The sequence below is a fragment of the Streptomyces sp. BR123 genome, from assembly GCF_013401435.1.
GTDB lineage: Bacteria > Actinomycetota > Actinomycetes > Streptomycetales > Streptomycetaceae > Streptomyces.
This window is the reverse complement of record NZ_JACBGN010000527.1, coordinates 1-2,429: the sequence shown is the minus strand read 5'-3', so window position 1 is coordinate 2,429 and position 2,429 is coordinate 1. Positions and strand designations below refer to the sequence as shown.

Here is a 2,429-nt window from a genome sequence, read left to right as displayed (position 1 = left end):
GCCGAGGCGGCCGAGGCGGCCGTGGCCCAGCCGGAGCAGCCCGCCGCAGAGGCCGTACCCGCGCCGGAGCAGCTTGCCGCCGCCCCCGAGGCCCCGGTGGTCGCCGAGACCCCGCAGCAGCCGCAGCCCGAGCCCGCCCCGGCGGCCGAACAGCCCGCAGCCGAGCCCGCAGCCGCCCAGCCCGCGGAGCCCGTGGCCGTGGCGGAAACCGGCGCCCCCGTCCAGGCCGAGCCGCAGCCCCAGCCCGCGGAAACCGTGGCCCGGCCGGCAGAGGAGCCGGCCGCCGCCGAGGCCCCCGCGGACCAGCCCGAGCAGGCCCCGAACCCCGCCCCGGCCGAGGCCCAGGCCGACGAGGCCGGGTCGGCCGAGCAGCCCGCCGCCGAGCAGCCCGCCGCCGAGCCCGCCGCCGCCGAGGAGCCCGCAGCCGAGGGCGAGGGCGCCGACCTGCCGGTGGAGCCGTCCCCGGGAGAGGCCGCCCCCGGCTACGCCGACGCCGAACGCGAGGCCGTCCTGCGCGTCATGCGCGAACGCCGCGACATCCGCAACGGCTTCCGCACCGACCCGATCCCGCACGAGGTGCTGCTGCGCGTCCTGGAGGCCGCCCACCACGCGCCCAGTGTCGGCCACTCCCAGCCCTGGGACTTCGTCGTCATCCGCTCCGCCGAGACCCGCCGGGCGATGCACGAACTCGCCCAGCGCCAGCGCGAGGCCTACGCGAAGTCGCTGCCCAAGGGCCGGGCGAAGCAGTTCAAGGAACTGAAGATCGAGGCCATCCTCGACACCCCCGTCAACATCGTCGTCACCGCCGACCCCACCCGCGGCGGCCGCCACACCCTCGGCCGGCACACCCAGCCGCAGATGGCCCCGTACTCCTCGGCCCTCGCCGTCGAGAACCTCTGGCTCGCCGCGCGCGCCGAAGGCCTCGGCGTCGGCTGGGTCAGCTTCTTCGACGAGCGCGAGATGGTGCGCGAGCTCGGCCTCCCCGAACACCTGGAGGTCGTCGCCTACCTGTGCGTCGGCTACGTCGACGAGTTCCCGGACGAGCCCGAGCTGGCGCAGGCCGGCTGGTCGCAGCGCCGGCCGCTCGCATGGGTCGTCCACGAGGAGACGTACGGGCGCCGCGCCCTGCCCGGCGAGGCGCCGCACGACCTGCTCTCCGAAACCGTCGCCAGCATCCGCCCGCTCGACGCCAAGGCGCTCGGCGAGGCGTGGGAGCGCCAGAAGCGGATGACGAAGCCGGCCGGCGCCCTCGGCATGCTGGAGATCATCTCGGCGCAGCTGGCCGGCCTGTCCCGGGTCTCCCCGCCCCCGATCCCGGAGCCCGCGGCGGTCGCGATCTTCGCGGGGGACCACGGCGTGCACGCCCAGGGCGTCACCCCGTGGCCCCAGGAGGTCACCACGCAGATGGTCGCCAACTTCCTCGGCGGCGGCGCGGTCTGCAACGCGTTCGCCAACCAGGTCGGCGCCGAGGTCTGCGTGATCGACGTCGGCGTCGCCGGCGACCTCCCGGCCACCCCCGGCCTCCTGCCCCGCAAGGTCCGCCCCGGCACGGGCGACCTCACGGCAGGCCCCGCGATGACCCGCGAGGAGGCCGTCGCGGCCATCGAGGTCGGCATCGAGACGGCCCGCGACCTCGTCGCCGCCGGCAACAAGGCCCTGCTGACCGGCGAGATGGGCATCGCGAACACGACGGTGTCCGCCGCCCTCATCTCGGTGTTCACGGGTGCCGACCCGTCCGAGGTCACCGGCCGCGGCACCGGCATCAACGACGAGACGCACGCCCGCAAGGTCGACGTCGTCCGGCGCGCCCTGGAACTCCACCAGCCCGACCCGGCGGACCCGATCGGCGTCCTCGCGGCCATCGGCGGCCTGGAGCACGCGGCGATCGTCGGCATGATCCTCGGCGGTGCGTCGCTGCGTACGCCGGTGATCCTCGACGGCGTCAGCGCCGGCGCGGCCGCGCTGGTGGCCCGCGCGATCGCCCCGGAGTCCCTGTCGGCCTGCATCGCCGGCCACCGCAGCGCCGAGCCGGGGCACGTCGCCGCCCTGAACAAGCTGGGCCTGAGGCCGCTGGTCGACCTCGACCTCCGCCTCGGCGAAGGCACGGGCGCGCTGCTGGCCCTCCCGCTGGTCCAGAGCGCGGCCCGCGCGATGCACGAGGTCGCCACCTTCGACTCGGCCGGCGTCACGGAGAAGTAACCCCCGCGCCGCCGTTGTCGGGGGTCGGCCCCCAGGCCTCCGCGCCTCAAACGCCGGCGGGGCCGGAACAGGGGGCCCGGTCCGGTCCGCCAGGCCCGGCGACGGCGCCGGGCTGCTCGGCCGTTGAGTGGGCGGCTGCCGGGTCGGCTCCGTACGCAGGCTCGGCCCCATCCAGCCCCGCCGGCGTTTGAGGCGCGGGTTCAGGCGGGGCCCGGGAGCGGGGCGGGGTG

General features: G+C 76.8%; 1 protein-coding gene. It reads left to right on the top strand.

Annotated elements, in window-relative coordinates:
- The coding region (cobT, locus tag HYE82_RS35915; RefSeq protein ID WP_179178420.1) for a nicotinate-nucleotide--dimethylbenzimidazole phosphoribosyltransferase at positions 1–2,199 on the top strand (2,199 nt) is incomplete at its 5' end.
- Positions 2,200–2,429 lie beyond the last annotated feature (230 nt).